Source organism: Streptomyces sp. A0592 (genome assembly GCF_004795115.1).
Classification (GTDB): Bacteria; Actinomycetota; Actinomycetes; order Streptomycetales; family Streptomycetaceae; genus Streptomyces; species Streptomyces erythrochromogenes.
Genome location: NZ_SSBM01000001.1, coordinates 554,516 through 574,101 on the forward strand (window position 1 = coordinate 554,516; position 19,586 = coordinate 574,101).

Sequence of the window (19,586 nt, forward strand, 5' to 3'; positions counted from 1 at the left end):
GGCGGGCAGTTCACTCACGCTTCGGTCCCCCCGGATCCACGACGTCAGGAGCACTCCGCATGCCCCTCACCCCCACAGCTCCCAGGCCAACACTCGCGGCGGCCCTCGCCGCCGCGCTGGTCGCCGCCCTCCTCGTGCTGCTCCCCGGCAGCACCACCGCCCAGGCGGCGCCCGTACTGCTCTCGCAGGGCAGGCCCGCCACCGCCTCCAGCGTCGAGGGCGCCGGTACCCCCGCCGCGGCCGCCGTCGACGGTGACAACGGCACCCGCTGGTCCAGCCAGTTCGCCGACCCCCAGTGGATACAGGTCGACCTCGGCGCCCCCGCCCGGCTGAGCCACGTGGTGCTGCGCTGGGAGACCGCCCACGCTCGGGCCTACCGGATCGAGCTGTCCACGAACGGCACCGACTGGACCACCGCCTACTCCACCGCCGCCGGCCCCGGGGGCGTCCAGACGCTCGACCTCACCGGCACGGCCCGCCACGTACGGGTGTACGGGACCCAGCGCGCCACCGAGTGGGGCTACTCGCTCTGGGAGTTCCAGGTCTACGGGACCACCGACACCGGTCCCACCCTCCCCGGCGGCGGCGATCTCGGCCCGAACGTGATCGTCTTCGACCCCTCCACCCCCGGTATCCAGGCCAGGCTCGACCAGGTCTTCCAGCAGCAGGAGTCCGCGCAGTTCGGGTCCGGCCGCTACCAGTTCCTGTTCAAGCCCGGGACCTACAACGGCCTGAACGCCCAGATCGGCTTCTACACCTCCATCTCCGGGCTGGGCCTGAGCCCCGACGACACCACCATCAACGGTGACGTGACCGTCGACGCGGGCTGGTTCAACGGCAACGCCACGCAGAACTTCTGGCGATCCGCAGAGAACCTGGCCCTCAACCCGGTCAACGGCACCGACCGCTGGGCCGTCTCCCAGGCCGCACCGTTCCGCCGGATGCACGTCAAGGGAGGACTCAACCTCTCCCCGGACGGCTACGGCTGGGCCTCCGGCGGCTACATCGCCGACTCGAAGATCGACGGACAGGTCGGCAACTACTCGCAGCAGCAGTGGTACACCCGCGACAGCTCGATCGGCGGCTGGTCCAACGGTGTCTGGAACCAGGTCTTCTCCGGCACCCAGGGCGCACCCGCGCAGGGCTTCCCGAACCCGCCGTACACCACCCTGGACACCACCCCGGTCTCCCGCGAGAAGCCCTTCCTGTACCTCGACGGCAACGACTACAAGGTGTTCGTGCCCGCCAAGCGGGTGAACGCGCGCGGCACCTCATGGGGCAACGGGACCGCCCCGCAGGGCAGTTCCGTCCCGCTCAGCCAGTTCTACGTGGTCAAGCCGGGCGCGACCGCCGCGACGATCAACCAGGCGCTGGCCCAGGGCCTGCACCTGCTGTTCACCCCCGGCGTCTACCACGTCGACCGGACCATCGAGGTGAACCGGCCCGGCACCGTGGTCCTCGGCCTCGGCCTCGCCACCCTCATCCCGGACAACGGCGTGACCGCCATGAAGGTCGGCGACGTCGACGGGGTGCGGCTGGCCGGCTTCCTGATCGACGCGGGCCCGGTCAACTCGCCCTCCCTGCTGGAGATCGGTCCCGCCGGCACCACCACCGACCACGCCGCCGACCCCACCACCGTGCAGGACGTCTTCATCCGCGTCGGCGGCGCCGGCCCGGGCAAGGCCACCGTCGGCATGATCGTCAACAACCACGACACCATCGTCGACCACACCTGGATCTGGCGGGCCGACCACGGCGACGGCGTCGGCTGGGAGACCAACCGCTCCGACTACGGTTTCCGCGTCAACGGCGACGACGTCCTCGCCACCGGGCTGTTCGTGGAGCACTTCAACAAGTACGACGTGCAGTGGAACGGCGAACGCGGCCGGACGATCTTCTTCCAGAACGAGAAGGCGTACGACGCCCCCAACCAGGCGGCGATCCAGAACGGCTCGATCAAGGGGTACGCCGCCTACCGGGTGGCGGACTCGGTCGCCGTCCACGAGGGATGGGGACTGGGCAGCTACTGCTACTACAACGTCGACCCGACGATCCGCCAGGAGCACGGCTTCCAGGCCCCGGTCAAGCCGGGCGTGAGGTTCCACGACCTGCTGGTGGTCTCGCTCGGCGGCAACGGCCAGTACGAGCACGTGATCAACAGTACGGGGTCCCCCACCTCGGGCACCTCGACCGTCCCCTCCACGATCGTCTCCTTCCCCTGACCCTCCGGAGGCGGCCCGTGCGCTGCGGGGCGGCAGGAGCCGCCCCGCAGCGCACCGTCACCGGCTCCCCGACCGGTGGGCGGCGATGATGCCCGCGTAGTGGCGGCCGCTGGACTTCACGGTGCGCCGCTGGGTGGTGTAGTCGACGTGGACCAGGCCGAAGCGCTTGTCGTAGCCGTAGGCCCATTCGAAGTTGTCCAGCAGGGACCAGGCGTAGTACCCGGCCACGGGCGCGCCCCTGCGGGCGGCGCGGGCGCAGGCGGCGAGGTGGGCCGTGAGGTAGGCGGCCCGTTCCGGGTCGTGCACGGTGCCGTCCGGGGCCACGGTGTCGGGGTAGGCGGAGCCGTTCTCGGTGATGTGGACGGGCCCGGCACCGTACTCCAGGTGCAGGCGCATGATCAGGGTCTCCAGACCGCCGGCGTCGACCTCCCAGTCCATGCCCGTGCGCCGGACGCCGGGACGGGAGATCTGGCGGGCGTACGGAGCGGGACCCCGCGGGTCGGCGGTGACGACCTGCGGGAAGTAGTAGTTGAGCCCGATCCAGTCGAGGGGGGCGGCGATGGCGCCGAGGTCGCCCGCACGCTCGGGGAGCTCGACCCGGTAGACCTCGCGCATGTCGGCGGGGAACCCCCGGCCGTGCACCGGGTCCAGCCACCAGCGGTTGACGTGCCCGTCCATCCGGCGGGCCGCGTCCAGGTCGGCCTCCCGGGGGGTCGCGGGCTCGACGGTCGAGAGGTTGTTGACGATGCCGATCCGGGCGCCCGGGGCGGCCGCGCGGACGGCGCCGGCGGCGAGGCCGTGGCCGAGGAGGAGGTGGTAGGAGGCGCGCACCGCGGCGGTCAGGTCGGTCAGGCCGGGAGCCATCCGGCCCTCCAGGTGGCCGATCCAGGCCGAGCACAGCGGCTCGTTGAGAGTGGCCCACTGGGTGACCCGGTCGCCGAGGCGTGCGGCCACGAGCCCCGCGTACGAGGCGAAGTGCTCCGCGGTGTCCCGTACGGGCCAGCCCCCGCGGTCCTGGAGGGCCTGCGGCAGGTCCCAGTGGTAGAGGGTGACGCAGGGCTGGATGCCGGCGGCGAGCAGGCCGTCGACGAGGCGGTCGTAGAAGTCCAGGCCCTTGGGATTGGCCGGGCCGTCGCCGCCGGGGACGATGCGAGGCCAGGCGACGGAGAGCCGGTAGGCGTTGGTGCCCAGCTCCCGCATCAGGGCGATGTCCTCGGGCCAGCGGTGGTAGTGGTCGCAGGCCGTGTCACCGGTGTCGCCGCCGTCGACGGCGCCGGGCACGCGGGAGAAGGTGTCCCAGATGGAGGGCGCCCGGCCGTCCTCGGCGACGGCGCCCTCGATCTGGTAGGCGGACGTCGCGGTGCCCCAGAGGAAGTCGTGGGGCAGCGCACCGACATCGACGGTGTCCGCGCCGGTCGCGGGGCTCGCGGGGCTCGCGGGGCTCGCGGGAAGGCTTTCGTAGAGGGTCATTTGACGGCTCCTGCCGTGAGTCCGGCCACCAAGTACTTCTGCAGCAGAAGGAATCCGGCGACGACGGGGATGCTGACGACGAGCGAGGCGGCCATGATCTGGTTCCAGTAGACGTCGTTCTGCGTGGAGTACCCCTGGAGGCCGACGGCCAGGGTGCGGGTGGCGTCGTTGGTCATGACGGACGCGAAGAGGACCTCGCCCCACGCGGTCATGAAGGCGTAGACGGCCACGGCGACGATGCCGGGGACGGCGGCGGGCACCACGACGCGGAAGAGCGCACCGAGGGGACCGCAGCCGTCGACCATCGCCGCCTCGTCGAGGTCGCGCGGTACCGAGTCGAAGTAGCCGATCAGCATCCAGATGGAGAAGGGGAGGGAGAAGGTGAGGTACGTGAGGATCAGCGCGCCGCGGGAGCCGTAGAGGGCGATCCCGGTGGCGTTGCCGATGTTCACGAAGATCAGGAACAGGGGGAGCAGGAAGAGGATCCCCGGGAACATCTGGGTGGACAGCACCGTCAGGGTGAACAGGCGCCGGCCGCGGAAGCGGTGGCGGCTGACCGCATAGGCCGCGAAGACGGCGATCACGACGGACGCGAGGGTGGCGGTGCCCGCCACGATCAGCGAGTTCACCAGGTACTCGGCGAGCGGGACCGTGTGCCAGATGTCGGTGTAGGGGCGCAGGGTGAGCCCGCTCGGGATCCACCGGAACCGTCCGGCGACGTCCTGGAGCGGTTTGAGGGAGCTGGTGACCATCACGAAGACGGGCAGCAGCGTGAACGCGGCGAGCAGGGTCAGGAAGACGGCCCGCAGGGCCCGGAACGAGGCCGGCGGAGCGAGCGGGCCGCGGGCGCGGCTGCCGCCGCCCCTGGGGGAGTACGGACTAGCGGGCATCGGCGTCCTTCCGGCCGCGACCGGTCAGGAGGAGGTACGCGGCGGTGACGAGGAGCAGGAAGAGCAGCAGCAGGACGGACATGGCCGAACCGCTGCCGAAGTTCCAGGTGACGAAGCTCGATTGGTAGATGTGGATGGAGACGAGGTCGGCGGCTTCGGGGGCGGATCTGCCGAACAGCAGGAAGGGGGTGTTGAAGTCGTTGAAGGTCCACAGGAACAGGACGAGGACCAGGACCTGGTTGACGGCGCCGAGCGAGGGCAGCGTGATGCGGCGGATCTGCTGCCACACGCCCGCGCCGTCGAGGGCCGCCGCCTCGTACAGGTCCCCCGGGATGTTCTGGAGGGCGGCCGTCACGATGAGGAAGGCGAACGGCCAGCTCTTCCACACGGAGACGGTCAGCATCGCCCAGAAGCTGTTGTCGCCGATCAGCCAGAAGGTGTTCTCGGCTCCGCCGAGGCCCAGTTGGTCGTGCAGGACGTGGTTCACCAGGCCGTTGTCCCGCTGGAACATGAACGCCCAGGTGATGACGGCCGCGTAGGCGGGCAGGGCGTACGGGACGAAGAACAGTGCGCGCAGCAGGCCGCGGCCGCGGAAGGAGTGCTGGGTGAAGACGGCGGCCGCGGTGCCCAGCAGCCAGCACAGGGCGACGGACAGGAAGGTGAACAGGCAGGTGGTGACGAAGGAGTCGAGGAGTGCCCGGCCCACGGGCCGGTTGACGTCGACGGCGAGTTCGTAGTTGTCGAAGCCCGTCCACGGGGCCCGGGACCAGTCCCGGATGAAGAACTGGGTGAGCTTGCGGAAGCTCATCAGGATCCCCATCACCATCGGGATCAGGTGGACGAGCAGTTCGAGCAGCAGGGCGGGCAGCAGGAGCAGGTAGGGCAGGGCGCTGCGGCGGGCCCGCCCGGGGCGGCGGGAGCCGCCGCCGGGCCGGCGGACGCGGACGAGGACGCCTCCGGTCCCGCGCGCGGCGGTCCCGGTGGCGGAGCCGGCGGGGGAGCCGGTGGGCGGGCCGGCCCCGGGCGGGACCGTACTGGGCGCGGAGGTCATGGCCGGCGGCTCAGTTCGCCATCTGCTGCTGGGCCTTGGCGAGTCCGGCCCTGACCGACTCGGCGGTCACCGGCCGGCCCGCCGCGGCGTCGGCGAAGAGCTCCTTGACGGCCGTGCCGACGGTCGTCTCGAACTGCGACTCCTCGGGCACCTGGGGGAGCGGGGCGGCGCTGGTGGCGAGGGTGTCGCGCAGGACGGTGAGGTCCTGGTCCGCGAAGGCGGGGTCGCTCTGGGCCGCCTTGACCGGAGGGATGGAGCCGTAGGTCCTGTTGAGGATCCTCTGCTCCTCGTCGCTCGTCATGAACCCCACGAACTTCAGGGCGCCGTCGAGGTTGTCGGTGTTCTTGAAGACGGCCATGTTGATGCCGGCGACCATGGAGTTGACGCCCGTGCCGGTGTCGGTGCCGGTGCCCGGGGCGGCGCCGACCGGGACCGGGACGGGGGCCGTGCCCCAGTCGCCCTCCTTCATGCCGTGGGCCTTGAAGGTACTGGCCGCGTTCTGCCACAGCACCATGGCGGTCCGGCCGCCCGCGAAGTCCTGGAGCGACTGGTTCTTGTCGTATTCGGCATTGCCCGGCGCCACGATCCGGGCCTCGGCCATCAGGTCGACGTACTGCTTGACGGCGGCGACGTTGGCGGGGGTGTCGAAGGTGGGCCTGCCGGCGGCGTCGAAGAAGGACCCGCCGTGCTGCCGGGACAGGACGAAGACCTGGTGGATGTTGTTGGCGAGGTTGGCGCCCTCCGCGCCCAGCGCCCACTTGCCGTTCTTGCCGTCGCCGCTGATCCTCCGGCCGGTCTCGACGAGCTCGTCCCAGGTGGCGGGCGGCTTGTCGATGCCGGCCTCCCGGAACATTTTCTTGTTGTAGTAGAGGGCGTAGGCCATCGAGTAGAGGGGGACCGCGGCCGGGTCCTGGCCGGCGGCCCCGGCCGAGCCGATGGCGGACGCCACGAAGCGGTCCCGGCCCCCGACGGCCTCGAAGTTCTCGGCGTTCCAGGGCAGCAGCGCCCCGGTGGCCTGGAGCGACGCGGACCAGGTGTTGCCGATGTTCAGGACGTCGGGGCCCTGCCCGGAGGCGGTCGCGGCGAGGATCCGGTTCAGCAGGTCGGACCAGGGGATCACCTCCAGCTTGACCTTGATGCCGGTCCGCTCCTCGAACTTCTTCAGCTCCGGGCCGAGGGCGGCCTGGTCGGCGGCGATGTCGGCGCCCTGGTTGGAGGCCCAGTAGGTGAGCTCGCCGGGGGCCGAGTTCGAGCCGGCGCCGTCGGCGGATCCGCCGCCGCACCCGGTGGCGGTGGCGAGCAGGGCGGCGACGGTGACGGCTGCGGTCGTGGCTGTTGCTGTGGATCTGCGCATGACGGCTCGGTCCCTTTCGGCGGGGCGGGAGGAAGGCCGGTGGGCGGGTCGATCGGGTCGGCGGGCGGGGCCGCGGGCGAGGTGGGCCCGGGCCGCGGTGTCCCTGCGGAAATGCCTGATGTGCTGGACCGACCGTTGGTCCAGGCCTTAATTTAGGACGTGAGTTAAGCGGTGTGGAAGGGTCGCGTCAAGTGGTCGCGCAAGGGTATGTTGCGAGCGGAGTCACGCAGGCGTGACGGCGGAAGGGGCCAGATGACGACAGCTCGTGGCGGGCGCACGGTACGGGACCTGCGGCGCGGCAACCGCAGCGCCGTGCTCCAGCGGCTGTACTTCGGCGGACCGATGAGCCGCCAGGAACTCGGACCCGCGACCGGGCTCAGCTCCGGATCCGTCAGCAACGTCGTCGGCGAGCTCGTCGCGGACGGGCTGCTGGAGGAAGCCGGCGTCGTCGACTCGGACGGCGGCCGTCCCCGCACCCTGCTGCGCGTCCGCCCCGGCAGTGCGCACATGATCGGCGTGGACGTCGGCGAGACCAGGGTCCGCGTCGAGCTCTTCGACCTCGCCCTGACCGAACTCGCGCGTACCGAGATGCCGCTGCTGCCCCGCGGTTGCTACGACGTCGGTCCGATCGTCGACCACGTCGCGGCCGGCATCACCACCGTGCTGGGCGACGCCGGGATCGGCGCCGACCGGCTGCTGGGCGTCGGTGTCGGCGTACCCGGCATCGTGGACCACGACGCACCGGGCGGCTCCGTGGTGCACGGCCAGACCATCGGCTGGGACGCCGTCCCGCTGGAGCGGCTGCTGCGCGCCACCGGGGTGCTGCCCGACGAGGTCCCCTACCTCATCGACAACGGCGCGCGGACCCTCGGGCAGGCGGAGATGTGGTTCGGTGCCGGACGCGGGGCCAAGGACGCGGTCGTCGTACTCTTCGGCTCGGGCGTCGGCGCGAGCCTGATCACCGACGGCTCACCGGACGGCGGGACCACCGAGGGCACCCCCCTGGAATGGGGACACCTGACCGTCTCGGTACGGGGCAGGCGCTGCCGCTGCGGCGCGCTGGGCTGCCTGGAGGCCTATACCGGCGCGGAGTCGCTGCTGGCCCGCTGGGCGGAGCGCGGCGGCGGTCCGGCGCGGCCCCGGGCGGTGGACGAGGAAGAGGGCCTCTCGCAGCTCCTCGCGGCGGCGCGCGCGGCGGATCCGGTCGCCGTGGAGCTCCTGGAGGAGACGGCGGAGTACCTGGGCGCCGGCCTCTCGGACCTGGTCAACCTGTTCCAGCCGGAGCGGATCCTGATCGGAGGCTGGGCGGGGCTGCTGCTCGGCCCGTACATCCTGCCCTCCGTCCGGGAGCACACGACCCGCTATTCCCTGCGCCACCCGGCCGGACGGGTCACGGTGGGCCTCGGCGCGCTGGGACCGGACGCGGTCACGGTCGGCGCGGCCACGCTCCCGCTGTCGGCGTTCTTCGCCACGGGCGGCAGGCGGGCCGCGCCGGAGCCCGCCGCCGAGCCCCCGGCCTGGCGCACGTCGTTGTCGACCCGGGTCGGCGGATCCTGACACCTCCGCCCGACGCCGGCTTGCGCCCGGCCGGGTCCGACGCCACGCGCCATCGGCCGATCGAGGGGACAATTGCCCCATGGCTGACTCAGGGCTGTCGTCGGACGGCGCCGGCTCCCCGGGCGAGGGGCGCTACGGCGAGCGGGTCTTCCGGCCCGACCGGGGAGGCGAGGGCGACCGGATCGACCTCGGCGCCCTCACGTACGACGACACCACCATGGCCCGGCTCCGCGCGCTGGGGGTGGGCCCCGGATGGACCTGTCTGGAGGTGGGAGCGGGAACGGGCACGGTGGCCCGCCGCCTGCTGGCAGAAGCGGGCGTCGCCGAGGTCCTCGCCGTGGACCGCGACGTACGGTTCCTCGCGGCGCACCCCGTGACCGGACTGGCCGTGCTCCAGGCCGACGTGACCGCCGACGACTTCGCCCCCGGCCCCTTCCGGCTGGTCCACGCGCGGTTCGTGCTCATGCACCTGCCCTCCCCGCAGCACATGGCCGCCAGGCTGAGCCGCCTCCTCGCCCCCGGTGGCGTACTCGTCGTCAGCGACGCGGTCGACCTCACCACGGCCTCCGCGCCCCGCACGCCGTACACCCGCGCCATGCAGGCCATGTGGCAGGGGCTGCGCGAGAGCATCGGCACGGACGTCTCCCAAGTCCCCCGGCACCCGGAGCTGTTGCGGGAGGCCGGGCTGGAATCCGTGGCGGCCGAGATCCACGTACCGCCCCTCCTGCCGGGAAGCCCGATCAGCAGGTTCTGGGCCGACACGTGGGAGCGGGCCCGCGGGGCGATGGTGGGAACCGGCCTCGTGGACGACGGAGAGCTGGACGAAGCCGTGGCCTACCTGGATTCGCCCGGGTGCACCGGACTGTCACCCGGCATGCTCACGGCCTGGGGCTGGAAGCCGTCCCGGTAGCGGAGCGTTCCCGGGCGAAACGCCCCGTGCGGCGGCATCGACGCCGCAGCCCCGGCCGCCTATGATTCCGACGCCCCATCGCACCTCGAACACACCTACCCAGTACGGGTGTTGACGGCTTCCGGGACCCATGCCGGAACCGCCCGCGCCACCCGACGAGTTCGGAGGTCCTCTTGAGCACACACTTACGCACCCCGCGCAGACTGGCGGCCCTGGCCATCGGCCTGGCAGCGCTCCTGGCCGCACCGGCCGGCCCGGCCCTCGCCGCGCCGCAGGCCGCTGCCGCGCCCGCGATCCATGGCGCCGCGGCCGCACCGGTCGTGGCCAACCCCGGCAACCAGTACGGCCTCCAGTGGGAGAGCGCCCACCTGCAGATGACGGCCACCGGCGGCGTGAAGCCGTACACCTGGTCGGCCTCGAACCTGCACCTCGGCACGTCGATCAACGCTTCGACCGGCCTGATCTCGGGCGTCCTGCGCGGCAGCGGAACCCGTACCGTCACCGTCACCGCCAGGGACGCCGCGGGCGCCTCGGCCTCGGTCACCTTCACCTGGCGCGTGATCCGCGACGCCTGCCCCCGCTGCTGACCCCCGGCCTACCGAACCACTGAACACGCCGAACCAGTGAACACACCGCACCGCTGAACACACCGGGCGGCGGCGGAGCGCGCAGCAGTACGCGACGACCGCGGCGCCGCCGCCCGGCCCCCCGCCACATGATCCTCGGGCAGGATACGCACGTGAAGACGACGACGGAGCTGGTGGAGAGGGCGGCCGGGCTGGCCGGCCGTGGCGGTCGGCGGATCCTCGGCGTGGCCGGGCCGCCGGGCGCGGGGAAGTCGACCCTGGCCGCCCGGCTCGCCGAAGAGCTCGGCCCGCAAAAGGCCGTGGTGGTCCCCATGGACGGATTCCACCTCGCCCAGGCCGAGTTGAACCGGCTGGGACGGGCCGACCGCAAGGGCGCCCCGGACACCTTCGACGCGGCCGGCTACGTATCCCTGCTGGCCCGGCTGCGCGCATCCGGACCCGGCGGTGCCACGGTCTACGCGCCCGCCTTCGACCGTTCCGTCGAGGAGCCGATCGCGGGCAGCATTCCCGTTCCGCCGGAGGTACCGCTCGTCATCACCGAGGGCAACTACCTGCTGCACGATGCGGGGGAGTGGGCCGCAGTACGGCCGCTGCTGGACGAGGCGTGGTACTGCGCTCCGGACGAGGACACGCGGGTCCGGCGCCTGGTCGAACGGCATGTCCGCCACGGCAGGGAACCGGCTTGCGCCCGCGCCTGGGTCGCCCGCTCGGACGAGGCGAACGCCCGCCTCGTCGCCGCCGGCCGGCACCGCGCCGACCTCGTCGTCGACCCCGGCTGAGGCCGTCCCGTCGCCCGGTCGCGCGTGGGCGTGGCGGGAATCGAGTTGTCCGAATGCGCTGTTAGGGTGACGTGTGCCCGTCAAGGCGGGTGCATCTCGGTTCCTGACACACCAACGGGGTAGAACGTGAAGTTTCGTCATGTCCGCGCGATAGCCGTCTTCGGTATCGCCATCGTCGCGCTCACCGGTGCCCGGGGCTCCCACGGCGGCAGCTGCGGTGGAAGCAGCCACTCCAGCTCCAGCAGCTCCGGCGGCAGCAGCGGTGGCACCAGCAGCGGCACCAGCGGAAGCGACAGCACCAGCGGTACCAGCGGTACGAGCAGCACCTCCGGCGGCACCACCACCACGGGCGGTTCCGGCCGAGACAAGGCCGAGCGCGACATCAAGATCGACAGCTGCAAGCTGGACAGCACCGGCAAGAACCTGGTCGCCCGCCTGACCGTCACCAACAGCGGTTCGGTGGACTACACCTACAACGTCACCATGAAGTTCAACCCGGCCGCCGGGTCGAGCGCGGTCGCGGCCACGGCCCGGGTGAACAGCCTCAAGGTCAAGGCCGGCGCGTCCCAGCAGACCGAGGCCACCGCGCCGTACACCGGCAAGGGCGACGGCAGCGAGTACAAGGAGTGCGTCGTCTCCACGGCGTCGAAGAGCGCGCTCTGACACATTTCCTGACACGCCGTCCGGCGTCCCGGCCGGCCGCCACGAGCGGCCGGCCGGGACGTCCGCATCAGGCGAGGTCGAACCGGTCGAGGTTCATCACCTTGTCCCAGGCCGCCACGAAGTCACGGACGAACTTCTCCCGTGCGTCCTTGGAGGCGTAGACCTCCGAAAGAGCCCGGAGCTGGGAGTTCGAACCGAAGACGAGGTCCACGGCGGTCGCGGTCCAACGGGGCTCGCCCGTGCCGCCGGCCCGGCCCTCGAACACATTCTCGTCCGTGGCCGACGCCTTCCACTGCGTACCCATGTCCAGCAGGTTGACGAAGAAGTCGTTCGTCAGGGTCTCCGGCCGGTCGGTGAACACGCCGTGCCGGGACTGCCGGAAGCCCGTGTTCAGGGCCCGCATGCCGCCGATCAGCACCGTCATCTCGGGCGCCGTCAGGTCCAGCATGCTCGCGCGGTCCAGCAGCAGGGTCTCCGGCGACAGCTTCTCGCCCGCAGGGAGGTAGTTGCGGAACCCGTCGGCCCGCGGTTCGAGCACGGCGAACGACTCCACGTCGGTCTGCTCCTGCGTGGCGTCCGTGCGCCCCGGCGCGAACGGGACCGTGATGTCGAGCCCGGCGTTCTTCGCCGCCTGCTCGATCGCCGCGCACCCGCCGAGGACGATCAGGTCGGCCAGCGAGATCTTGGTTCCGCCGCCCTGCGAGCCGTTGAAGTCCTGCTGGATCCCTTCGAGGGCCTGCACCACCTGGGCCACCTCGGGCAGGTCGTTGACCTCCCAGTCCTTCTGCGGCGCCAGCCGGATGCGGGCGCCGTTCGCTCCGCCGCGCTTGTCGGTGGAGCGAAAGCTGGCCGCAGCCGCCCACGCCGTGGCGACCAGCTGGGAGACGGTCAGCCCGGAGGCGAGGATCCGGCCCTTGAGGGCGGCCACGTCCCCGGCCGAGACCAGCTCGTGGTCGACCGCGGGAACGGGGTCCTGCCACAGCTGAGGTTCGGGGATCCACGGGCCCAGGTACCGCGAGATCGGCCCCATGTCGCGGTGCAGCAGCTTGTACCAGGCCTTGGCGAACGCCTCCGCGAGCTTGTCCGGGTTCTCGTGGAAGCTCTTCGAGATCGGCGCGTAGACCGGGTCCAGCTTCAGCGAGAGGTCCGTCGTCAGCATCATCGGGGCGTGCCGCTTCGACGGATCGTGCGCGTCCGGCACCGTGCCCTGGGCGGCAGGGTCCTTGGGGGTCCACTGCTGCGCCCCGGCGGGGCTCGTCGTCAACTCCCATTCGTACGCGAACAGGTTGTCCAGATACCCGTTGTCCCACTTGGTCGGCTCGGTCGTCCACGCGCCCTCGAGCCCGCTGGTGATCGCCTCGACGCCGCTGCCGCTGCCGTACGAGTTGTGCCAGCCGAGGCCCTGCTGCTCCAGAGGGGCGGCTTCCGGCTCCGGACCGACGTACTCGGGATCGACCGCCCCGTGGCACTTGCCGAAGGTGTGGCCGCCGACGATGAGCGCGACCGTCTCCTCGTCGTTCATCGCCATGCGCGCGAACGTCTCGCGAATGTCCCTGGCGGCGGCGATCGGATCCGGATTTCCGTTGGGACCCTCGGGATTGACGTAGATCAGCCCCATCTGCACGGCGCCGAAAGGACCGGTGAGTTCCCGGTCACCGCTGTAGCGAGCATCTCCCAGCCACGTGTCCTCTGACCCCCAGAAGACTTCCTCGGGCTCCCAGATGTCCTCCCGCCCGAAGCCGAATCCGAAAGTCTTGAACCCCATCGACTCCATTGCGCAGTTCCCTGCGAACACCAGCAGGTCGGCCCAGGAGATCTTCCGGCCGTACTTCTGCTTGACCGGCCAGAGCAGACGGCGGGCCTTGTCCAGACTCGCGTTGTCCGGCCAGCTGTTGAGGGGGGCGAAGCGCTGCGCACCGGAACCGCCGCCGCCGCGGCCGTCGGCGATGCGGTAGGTACCCGCGGCGTGCCAGCTCATCCGGATGAAGAGCGGCCCGTAGTGGCCGTAGTCGGCAGGCCACCAGTCCTGCGACGTGGTCATCACCTCGAAGACGTCCCGCTTCAGCGCGTCGACGTCGAGGGTCGCGAATTCCTCCGCGTAGTCGAAGTCCTCGCCCATCGGACTGGCCTGGGGCGAGTTCTGGTGGAGAACCTGAAGGTCCAGCTGATTCGGCCACCAGTCCCGGTTCGTCCTGGGACGAGTGGGCTCGGGTGTCGGGGAGGGGATTGCGGGGTTCTCGCTTTCGCTGCCGGACACGTCCGTCCTTCTTCCTGTCTCGGTGCTTCCATCGGCTGGCTGCTCGCTCTTGACAGCGTCCGTATGGTCGCGCACCGCGGACCGCGTGGCGGAGAGAACACGCAGGGCACGCCCGCCCAACCAGCATTCCCGGTACCCGGCCCGCACGGGAAAGGAGAGAAAGCGAGAGATCGTGCGATCATCGTTATCGCTTCGCCCGTGGGAAAGCCCCGGCCGCCATTCCCCGCCGGGTAACCTGTAGCTCGCTTTTTCGGGCCCGTGGCAGGGTCCGCCGAAGTCCTTGTGTCCTGCCGAACGTGAACTGGTGAGCGGAAATGAGCGACCTGCTGGAGCGGCTGCGGGGGCGCGGCTGGCGCATGACCTCCCAGCGGCGTGTCGTCGCGGAGGTCCTCGACGGCGAGCACGTGCACCTCACCGCCGACGAGGTGCACGTCCGTGCGGCCGTGCGGCTGCCGGAGATCTCCCGGGCGAGCGTCTACAACACGCTGGGCGAGCTGGTCGCCCTCGGTGAAGTCGCGGAGCTCTCCGCTCACGGGCGGGCGAAGCGCTACGACCCCAATGCACACCAGCCGCACCAGCACCTGGTGTGCTCCGGCTGCGGGCTCATCCGCGACGTGCACCCGACGGGCGACCCCCTGGCCGGCCTGCCGGACCAGGAGCGGTTCGGCTTCGCGGTGTCCGAGGTCGAGGTCGTCTACCGCGGGCTGTGCCCCTCCTGTACGGCCGGTCCGCCCGGCCCCTGAACAGGCGGAGGTGCCGGGCGTCCGCGGGCGGTGGCGGCCGTCGGCGGCAAGATCCCGAGGGGACTACCACTCGGGGTGGACGTCGTGGCTGTCGTAGCGGTCTCCGGCGGCCGTGAGCCAGGGCCGGAAGCGGCCGGGCCCGGTGCCGTCGGGGACGTAGGTGACCGGCTCACGGGTGTCGTCGGTGACGATCACGGCCCCGGCCCGCTGGGCACTGCGCAGGGCGTGGGTCCAGTGGCGGCCGCGGTGGCCGGTGCGGTAGTCGGGGATCTTGCACTGGGACATCTCGGGAATCACCGATCGGGTCTCGTCATCGGATCTGGACAGGGCGTCTACCCCGTTCGGCCTGGTCCGAACGTGCGTGTCCGGGCCGATGGGGGTCCCGCGGTCCGGGGCCCTCCCGCGGTCCGGGCCCCTCTCGTGCCGGGCCCGTCTCGTGCCGGGGCCGTGAGTGCTCCAGAGTGTTCGTTCGTACCTCCCGCGCATCCGACGACACCACTCGACCCATGGAGATCTCCCGTGGCCACGACCTCCGAACCTGCAGGGGCTACGCCCTCCGCCCCGCCCGCAGAACCGGACTCCGTCCGGATCGAACGGGACGGTCCCGTCACGACGGTGATCCTCGGCCGCCCGGGCGCCCGCAACGCGGTCGACGGCCCGACCGCGGCCCGGCTCGCCGACGCCTTCCGCGCGTTCGAAGCGGACGAGGACGCGTCCGTCGCAGTCCTGTGGGGCGAGGGCGGTACGTTCTGCGCCGGCGCGGACCTGAAGGCCGTCGGGACCGACCGCGGCAACCGGGTGACGGCCGAGGGCGACGGGCCCATGGGACCCACCAGGATGGACCTGACCAAGCCGGTGATCGCCGCGATCAGCGGTCACGCGGTGGCCGGCGGCCTCGAACTGGCCCTGTGGTGCGATCTGCGGGTGGCCGAGGAGGACGCGACACTCGGCGTGTTCTGCCGCCGCTGGGGCGTGCCGCTGATCGACGGCGGTACGGTGCGGCTGCCCCGCCTGGTCGGCGAGAGCCGCGCCATGGACCTCATCCTCACCGGCCGCCCCGTGACCGCCGCCGAGGCGCACGCGATCGGGCTGGTCAACCGCCTCGTACCGCCCGGCGAAGCCCGCCGTGCGGCGGAACGCCTCGCCCACGAGATCGCCGGGTTCCCGCAGCTGTGCCTGCGGCACGACCGGCTTTCCGTGCGGGAACAGCACGGTCTCGGCGAGCGGGAGGCCCTGGCCGCCGAGTACCGGCACGGCCTCGTACCGCTCACCGCCGGCGAGACGCAGGCCGGCGCCGACCGCTTCGCGGCAGGAGCCGGCCGCCACGGATCCTTCACCGGCTGAGCGAAAAGGAGGCCGGAGCGGCGGTCGGCAGGGTGTCCGGGGGCATGATGACCGTGTGAACGCGCCCCCGACCGCCGACGGCGGAGCCGGCGCCCCCGGCTTCCTCACGGTGGCCGCCACGCCCCGGACCGCCGTCGTGTGGCTTCCTCCGGACGGGCTGTGGCCTGCGATCCAGAGCATCCGGGCCGAGCACGACCCGCAGATCCGCCGCTGGCCACCGCACGTGAACCTGGTCTTCGGCTTCGTCCCGGAGTCCGATTTCGACCGGGCGGCCCCGCTGCTGGCCGCCGCGGCGACCGGTATCGAGCCCTTCGACATCAGGCTCGGCGGGGTCCGCGCCTTCCGGCACCGCGCCTACGCCACCGTGTGGCTGGACCCCGCCGCGGCCGGCCCCGCCCCGTGGACGGCGCTCCAGGAGCGCCTGGCGGAACCCTTCCCGGGATGCCGCGGCCGCTTCCCGGCGTTCACACCGCACCTCTCGCTCGGGCGCACCCACGACCCGCGGAGCCTGGCCGTACAGTGCGCGGCCCGCCTCGGCAGCACCGCGGCACGGGTCGACGAGGTCGTGCTGCTCTCCCGCCGCGGCGACGAGCCGATGCGGCCCCGGGCCGTGATCGGCCTGGGCACGGGTACGACCACATGGTCAGACGGGTGATCCCGCCCCCGCGCCGGCGCTGTCGCAGACATCGGGCAGCGCGTCCTCCAGTCGGTCCAGCAGGGCCCGCGCCGCGGGGCTCGTAGGCCCGGTCCCCGGCCGGGCGAGGACGATACGGGCCCGCAGGCCGGCCCCCACGAGGCGCAGGGCGCGCAGCCCGTCACCGACGCCCGACCCCTCCTCCCCGAGCGGCAGTACGGCCACGCCCAGGCCGCGGGCGGCGAGCTGCGCGAGGACCTGCGGGGACGCCGCCTCGAAGGCGACCCGGGGCCGGAACCCCGCGCGGGCGCAGCCCCGTTCGAGTGCCGCCCGTACGCCGGTTCCGCGCGGCAGACAGATCAACGGCCGGTCGCGCAGCTCGGCCAGAGGCACCGCGGTGCGGTCGGCGGGGCCGAGCAGCGGGTCCCCGGGTGCGACGGCCGCGCCGAGCGGAGCGTCGATGACCGTCCGGTAGCAGAGCCCCGGAGGAGGCTCCTCCGTCGTGGGCCCGAGGAGGGCGATGTCGATCTCGCCGGCCAGGAGGGCGGCCTGCATCCGCTCCGAGGTGTCCTCGGTCAGCGCGATCTCCAGGGCGGGATGGGAAGCGTGGAAGTCCGCGAGGAGCGCGGCGACGTCGAAAGCATGGCCGGTGGCGCCGGAGACCAGCCCGAGCGTGACCTTCCCGCGCAGCAGGCCGGTGTGCTCGTCCACGGTCTGCCGCACGGCGTCCGCGGCGGCCAGCGCTGCCCGCGCGTACGGCAGCACGGCCCGGCCCACCTCGGTCGGCGTCACCGACCGGCCGGACCGGTCGAGCAGCGGCTGCCCGAGCTCCTTCTCCAACTGCCGTATCTGGGCGCTGAGCCCGGGCTGGGCCAGATGCAGCCGGGCGGCGGCACGGGTGAATCCGCCCTCGTCGACGACGGCGACGAGATAGCGCAACTGGCGGAGTTCCATAACCGCCGATTCTAATGCGCAGCACATCAATCTATTGGAGGTATGGGCCCGTTGCCGCCAGGCTGGACCGCATGGCGAACACGAGTTCTCGGCAGGGGCACAAGGACGAGCTCAGGACCTTCATCGCGGCGGAACGCCAGGAGTTGGCCGATCTGCTCGACGGCCTACGGGACGACCAGTGGGACGAGCCCAGCCTGTGCGCGGGCTGGCGGGTCCGTGAGGTCGCGGCCCACATGTCGATGGGGTTCCGGCTCTCCCTGCCCGCGACCGTGGGCCAACTGGCCCGGGCGCGCGGGAACCTGCACCGGATGACCGACCGGGTCGCACGCAGGGACGCGGCCGCCCATGCCCCCGCCGAGCTCGCCGGGTTCCTGCGGGACGGGGCCCACCACCCGTGGACACCGCCGGTCGGCGGGCTCGCGGCCGCCCTCGGCCACGACGTGGTGCACGGACTCGACATCACGGTCGCCCTCGGCCTCGACCGGCAAGTCCCCGAGGACCGGCTGCGCGTGCTGCTCGCCGGAATCCGGCCCGGCGGACTGAGGTTCTTCGGCGTGGACATCGACGGTGTGCAGCTGCGCGCCGAGGACCTGGACTGGTCGTACGGCTCCGGGGCGCCCGTCCTCGGTGCGGCCCAGGACCTCCTCCTGCTCGCCTTCGGCCGCAGGCTGCCGCCCGGCAGGCTCCGCGGCGCACCGGGTCACCGCTTCACGGCCGTAGCTCCAGGCGCGTGAAGTACTCGGTGGAGATGATCCGCCTGCGGGTCTCGGCGGGCAGGCGGGCCAGGATGCCGGGCAGCGAGCGCTCCCGCGCCGCCTCGCTGCGGTGGGCGAGGATGGCGGCCCACTTCTGCCGGAGCCACGGCCCCACGTCCACGGTCGCGTCGACGTGGGCGTCCGGCACGCTGAGCAGCTTCTCGCCGACCCGGGACAGGAGCGGCCCGAGTTCCCCCACCCCCGACTCCGGATGCGTGGCCAGGTGGAGGGCCGCGGGCTGCCACGGCTCACCGGCCTCGGGGTACAGGTGCGGGAGGCCTGCGGCGTGTGCGGCGAGGAGCGTCACCCGGTGGGTGTGGACGTGATCCGGATGGCCCATCAACTGCCCGTAGGCGTCGTGGGTGACGATGACTTCGGGCCGGAACTCCCTTGTATGCCGAACGATTTCGCCGACGACATCGTCGAGCGGGACGTCCAGCAGGCGCGCCCGCCCGGGCGCCGACGCGGGAACACGGGCGTCGGCATGGCCGAGCATGCGCGGCACACCTGCCCCGAGGATCCTTACGGCGTCGGCGAGTTCGGACGCGCGAGGCGTATCAGCTGCCCATGTGGTGGTCACCACGCCCGTGCGTGCTCCCGAGCCGGCGTGCCGCGCGAGGACTCCTCCGGCGACCAGCGCCTCGTCGTCAGGGTGACGTACCCCTCGCGGGGGGCCGGGCGGGATCCGGTCGCGGTCCCGTACCCCTGGCGGGGCGGCGGGGCGGGATCCGGTCGCGGTGGGGGTCGGTCGCGGTGCCGCCGAGGGGTATCTCCTCGGCTCGCGCCTGGCGGGCACTTCGCGGCTGTGGGGGGTGGTTGCGCGCTCGTCCTGCGGGGACACCCCTCCCCGTCCCCGCTCCAGCTGTACGAGCCCGGTTCCGGGGACACCGAAGCGCTGGCGTGGGGTGGGGACACGGCGGAGTGTCCCCGCAGGACGAGCGCGCACCGCCGGGTACAGCCGCGACATGCCGAACCGCGCGAGCCGAGGAGATACTCCGGCGGGGCACCGCCCCACCCGTTCCATCCCGCCCAGCGGAAACCCGGCCACCCCGGCGGGCCCTGCGTTGCTACCGGCCCGCACCGAAGCCGCCGCCGTAACCGGCCACCCCGGCGGGAGCCGCGGGACGGGAGCCGAGGGTCAGGCCTGGGGCGGCGGGGGGTTGCCCTGGTCGCGGCGCAGCTGCTCCTTGAGCTTGTCCTGGGCGGTGTCGACCTGGCTGCTGTACTTGTTCTGGGTCCTGCCGTCGACGAAGTCGCCGGCCTTGTCGATGCCCTGGTCGGCCTGGCTCTCGTGGCCGCGCAGCATCTGCTTGAGCTTGTCCATCATCGACACGACGGTCTCCTTTGCGTCCGTCCCCCACGGCCAGGGTTGCCGATGATCGACCGGACCGCATCCGCGAGGCTCTGACCTCGGCG

General features: G+C 72.2%; 19 protein-coding genes. 10 read left to right on the forward strand and 9 right to left on the reverse strand.

The features are described from left to right. Positions 1-59 precede the first annotated feature (59 nt). A complete protein-coding gene (locus E6U81_RS02595; protein ID WP_136228370.1) occupies positions 60-2,222 on the forward strand; it encodes a discoidin domain-containing protein in 2,163 nt (720 codons plus the stop codon). 57 nt (positions 2,223-2,279) lie between these two features. Here E6U81_RS02595 and E6U81_RS02600 read toward each other — a convergent pair whose 3' ends face one another. The 4 genes from E6U81_RS02600 to E6U81_RS02615 are packed head-to-tail and all read right to left on the reverse strand — an operon-like array spanning position 2,280 to position 6,987. Next, positions 2,280-3,692, reverse strand: a complete 1,413-nt coding sequence (locus E6U81_RS02600) for a GH1 family beta-glucosidase (protein ID WP_136228371.1) — start codon at positions 3,690-3,692, stop codon at positions 2,280-2,282. Next, entirely contained in the window at positions 3,689-4,582 is an 894-nt protein-coding gene (locus E6U81_RS02605) for a carbohydrate ABC transporter permease (RefSeq protein WP_136228372.1), read from the reverse strand. Before E6U81_RS02605 ends, E6U81_RS02600 begins: the two co-directional genes overlap by 4 nt. Further along, positions 4,572-5,633, reverse strand: a complete 1,062-nt coding sequence (locus E6U81_RS02610) for a sugar ABC transporter permease (protein WP_136228373.1) — start codon at positions 5,631-5,633, stop codon at positions 4,572-4,574. The genes E6U81_RS02605 and E6U81_RS02610 overlap by 11 nt, the downstream gene beginning before the upstream one ends. A gap of 10 nt (positions 5,634-5,643) precedes the next feature. Then, complete coding sequence (locus tag E6U81_RS02615; RefSeq protein WP_136228374.1) at positions 5,644-6,987, reverse strand: sugar ABC transporter substrate-binding protein; 1,344 nt, start codon at positions 6,985-6,987, stop codon at positions 5,644-5,646. A gap of 252 nt (positions 6,988-7,239) precedes the next feature. Between E6U81_RS02615 and E6U81_RS02620 the strand changes: the two genes are divergently transcribed. From E6U81_RS02620 to E6U81_RS02640, 5 genes are all read left to right on the forward strand, one after another. Then, positions 7,240-8,544: an ROK family transcriptional regulator gene (locus tag E6U81_RS02620; RefSeq protein WP_136228375.1), complete on the forward strand. Its 1,305-nt coding sequence runs from the start codon at positions 7,240-7,242 to the stop codon at positions 8,542-8,544. Between the two features lie 79 nt (positions 8,545-8,623). After that, positions 8,624-9,454 carry a class I SAM-dependent methyltransferase gene (locus E6U81_RS02625; RefSeq protein ID WP_136228376.1) on the forward strand — a complete coding sequence of 277 codons (831 nt, stop codon included), beginning with the start codon at positions 8,624-8,626 and terminating at the stop codon, positions 9,452-9,454. Positions 9,455-9,627: 173 nt separating this feature from the next. Continuing rightward, entirely contained in the window at positions 9,628-10,041 is a 414-nt protein-coding gene (locus E6U81_RS02630) for an Ig domain-containing protein (RefSeq protein WP_136228377.1), read from the forward strand. Positions 10,042-10,193: 152 nt separating this feature from the next. After that, positions 10,194-10,820 (forward strand): nucleoside/nucleotide kinase family protein, encoded by a 627-nt coding sequence (locus E6U81_RS02635; protein WP_240803576.1) that lies wholly within the window; start codon positions 10,194-10,196, stop codon positions 10,818-10,820. Positions 10,821-10,946: 126 nt separating this feature from the next. After that, positions 10,947-11,483 (forward strand): hypothetical protein, encoded by a 537-nt coding sequence (locus E6U81_RS02640; protein ID WP_136228379.1) that lies wholly within the window; start codon positions 10,947-10,949, stop codon positions 11,481-11,483. Between the two features lie 67 nt (positions 11,484-11,550). Here the strand turns inward: E6U81_RS02640 and katG are convergent, their stop codons facing one another. Continuing rightward, entirely contained in the window at positions 11,551-13,740 is a 2,190-nt protein-coding gene (katG, locus tag E6U81_RS02645) for a catalase/peroxidase HPI (RefSeq protein WP_136228380.1), read from the reverse strand. A 314-nt stretch (positions 13,741-14,054) separates the two neighbouring features. Between katG and E6U81_RS02650 the strand changes: the two genes are divergently transcribed. Then, positions 14,055-14,483 (forward strand): Fur family transcriptional regulator, encoded by a 429-nt coding sequence (locus E6U81_RS02650; protein WP_136228381.1) that lies wholly within the window; start codon positions 14,055-14,057, stop codon positions 14,481-14,483. Between the two features lie 63 nt (positions 14,484-14,546). Here the strand turns inward: E6U81_RS02650 and E6U81_RS02655 are convergent, their stop codons facing one another. Next, entirely contained in the window at positions 14,547-14,768 is a 222-nt protein-coding gene (locus E6U81_RS02655; RefSeq protein ID WP_136228382.1) for a hypothetical protein, read from the reverse strand. A gap of 303 nt (positions 14,769-15,071) precedes the next feature. Here E6U81_RS02655 and E6U81_RS02660 point away from each other — a divergent pair, with 303 nt between their 5' ends. Then, positions 15,072-15,827 (forward strand): crotonase/enoyl-CoA hydratase family protein, encoded by a 756-nt coding sequence (locus E6U81_RS02660; RefSeq protein WP_240803595.1) that lies wholly within the window; start codon positions 15,072-15,074, stop codon positions 15,825-15,827. 55 nt (positions 15,828-15,882) lie between these two features. Next, the gene (locus tag E6U81_RS02665) at positions 15,883-16,482 is read left to right on the forward strand and encodes a 2'-5' RNA ligase family protein (RefSeq protein WP_136228384.1); all 600 of its coding nucleotides are present in this window, start codon (positions 15,883-15,885) and stop codon (positions 16,480-16,482) included. Here E6U81_RS02665 and E6U81_RS02670 read toward each other — a convergent pair. Continuing rightward, a complete protein-coding gene (locus E6U81_RS02670) occupies positions 16,471-17,415 on the reverse strand; it encodes a LysR substrate-binding domain-containing protein (protein WP_136228385.1) in 945 nt (314 codons plus the stop codon). The genes E6U81_RS02665 and E6U81_RS02670 overlap by 12 nt on opposite strands. A gap of 71 nt (positions 17,416-17,486) precedes the next feature. On the opposite strand from E6U81_RS02670, the gene E6U81_RS02675 reads away from it, so the two are divergent. Then, positions 17,487-18,149: a maleylpyruvate isomerase family mycothiol-dependent enzyme gene (locus E6U81_RS02675; RefSeq protein WP_136228386.1), complete on the forward strand. Its 663-nt coding sequence runs from the start codon at positions 17,487-17,489 to the stop codon at positions 18,147-18,149. Here the strand turns inward: E6U81_RS02675 and E6U81_RS02680 are convergent. Then, positions 18,124-18,855 (reverse strand): PIG-L family deacetylase, encoded by a 732-nt coding sequence (locus tag E6U81_RS02680; RefSeq protein ID WP_240803596.1) that lies wholly within the window; start codon positions 18,853-18,855, stop codon positions 18,124-18,126. The two genes, E6U81_RS02675 and E6U81_RS02680, sit on opposite strands and share 26 nt — an antisense overlap. A gap of 453 nt (positions 18,856-19,308) precedes the next feature. After that, positions 19,309-19,503 carry an antitoxin gene (locus E6U81_RS02685; RefSeq protein ID WP_136228388.1) on the reverse strand — a complete coding sequence of 65 codons (195 nt, stop codon included), beginning with the start codon at positions 19,501-19,503 and terminating at the stop codon, positions 19,309-19,311. Positions 19,504-19,586: the final 83 nt, after the last annotated feature.

Bases quoted from the DNA above. Each gene is read 5' to 3' on its own strand.
- E6U81_RS02595 (WP_136228370.1), top strand. From the start codon at position 60: ATGCCCCTCACCCCCACAGCTCCCAGGCCAACACTCGCGGCGGCCCTC.
- E6U81_RS02600 (WP_136228371.1), bottom strand. From the start codon at position 3,692: ATGACCCTCTACGAAAGCCTTCCCGCGAGCCCCGCGAGCCCCGCGAGC.
- E6U81_RS02605 (WP_136228372.1), bottom strand. From the start codon at position 4,582: ATGCCCGCTAGTCCGTACTCCCCCAGGGGCGGCGGCAGCCGCGCCCGC.
- E6U81_RS02610 (WP_136228373.1), bottom strand. From the start codon at position 5,633: ATGACCTCCGCGCCCAGTACGGTCCCGCCCGGGGCCGGCCCGCCCACC.
- E6U81_RS02615 (WP_136228374.1), bottom strand. From the start codon at position 6,987: ATGCGCAGATCCACAGCAACAGCCACGACCGCAGCCGTCACCGTCGCC.
- E6U81_RS02620 (WP_136228375.1), top strand. From the start codon at position 7,240: ATGACGACAGCTCGTGGCGGGCGCACGGTACGGGACCTGCGGCGCGGC.
- E6U81_RS02625 (WP_136228376.1), top strand. From the start codon at position 8,624: ATGGCTGACTCAGGGCTGTCGTCGGACGGCGCCGGCTCCCCGGGCGAG.
- E6U81_RS02650 (WP_136228381.1), top strand. From the start codon at position 14,055: ATGAGCGACCTGCTGGAGCGGCTGCGGGGGCGCGGCTGGCGCATGACC.
- E6U81_RS02655 (WP_136228382.1), bottom strand. From the start codon at position 14,768: ATGTCCCAGTGCAAGATCCCCGACTACCGCACCGGCCACCGCGGCCGC.
- E6U81_RS02670 (WP_136228385.1), bottom strand. From the start codon at position 17,415: ATGGAACTCCGCCAGTTGCGCTATCTCGTCGCCGTCGTCGACGAGGGC.
- E6U81_RS02675 (WP_136228386.1), top strand. From the start codon at position 17,487: ATGGCGAACACGAGTTCTCGGCAGGGGCACAAGGACGAGCTCAGGACC.